2 protein-coding genes are annotated in these 1,270 nt (G+C 63.3%); both read left to right on the forward strand.

The annotated features are described in order from the left end of the window. Nucleotides 1–333: 333 nt before the first annotated feature. On the forward strand, nt 334–840 hold the full coding sequence (gene ectA / locus ACYPYD_RS12235) for a diaminobutyrate acetyltransferase (protein ID WP_459663365.1): 507 nt from the start codon (nt 334–336) through the stop codon (nt 838–840). 17 nt (nt 841–857) lie between these two features. Further along, nucleotides 858–1,270: aminotransferase class III-fold pyridoxal phosphate-dependent enzyme (locus ACYPYD_RS12240; RefSeq protein ID WP_459663367.1), on the forward strand; the 413-nt coding region annotated here is incomplete at its 3' end.

Genomic DNA, 1,270 nt, shown 5'->3' on the forward strand with positions numbered 1-1,270 from the left:
CCAGATCCGCCGCGTCGAGAATTTTTCTCAGTGCCGAAAGTGCCACCGGGGTGAGGTCGCTGTCCATGCCCTGACAGCTAGCTTTCCTGCGGCTTTCCGCCAAGATGCAAGATACTTCCAAACCCGAAATATTGCATTTCAAAGACGCGCATCAAGGGAACATATCTCGCGACACATGGTTGCAATGCACCGCACGATCCGTATGTTATCGCGCAGCAGCAGTCATAATGAGGCAAATGCCAAGCACGCCAATGTGCTTCGGAGGGTGAAGTAATCTTTGATGAAGTCATGAGTAAAGCCGCCTTCGGGACGAATCCCGAGGGCACAATTCCGATGTGTAAGACTACCTCGCCGGTCCTGCGCCGGCCCACTGCCGAAGACGGGCCTGCCGTCACTGCGCTGATCGCGGCGTCCGAGCCGCTCGATCCCAACTCGGCCTACTGCAATCTGCTTCAGTGCAGCGATTTCGCCGACACCTGCGTGCTCGCGGAGCGTGAAGGCGCGGTCGTCGGGTGGATTTCCGCTTACCGTCCGCCTTCGCATCCGGAGCGCATCTTCGTGTGGCAGGTCGCGGTCGCGGCTTCCGCGCGGGGCGAAGGGCTTGCAGGGCGCATGCTGGATGAACTGGTCTCGCTGCCCGCCGTACAGGGCGCGACCGCGCTGACCACCACGATTACCGAGGCCAATCCGGCCTCCTGGGCGCTGTTCGGCGCCTTCGCGCGCCGGCACGGCGCAAGCCTCTCGAAATCCCAGCGCTTCGAGCGCGCCGCGCACTTCGCGGGGGCACACGACACGGAATGGCAGGCGACCATCGCGCCGCTGCCGTCCGTCCATACCTGAACAGGGGAACTCCCGAAATGACCAAGACCCCCATGCCGAGCGCCACCGCGCCGGATACGAAGATCTATGACCGCCGCGAATCCAGGGTGCGCAGCTATTCGCGTGCGATGCCGCGCCAGTTCGGCAAGGCGCAAGGACCGTGGCTGCACGACAACGAGGGCGGGCGTTATCTCGATTTCCTGTCGGGCTGCTCCTCGCTGAACTACGGGCACAACCATCCGGTGCTCAAGGCGGCGCTGATGGATTACATCGGCAGCGACGGCGTGACCCATGCGCTCGACCTGCACACCGACGCCAAAGCCGCTTTACTGCGCACGTTCGAGGAGGTGATCCTGGAGCCGCGTGGGCTGGACTATCGCGCGATGTTCACCGGGCCGACCGGCACTAATGCGGTCGAGGCCGCGATCAAGCTGGCGCGCAAGGTGACGGG

Source organism: Novosphingobium sp. 11B, assembly GCF_054589055.1.

What these genes read in the sequence shown, in the direction of transcription:
- ectA (WP_459663365.1), top strand. Translation starts at nt 334, where the DNA reads ATGTGTAAGACTACCTCGCCGGTCCTGCGCCGGCCCACTGCCGAAGAC.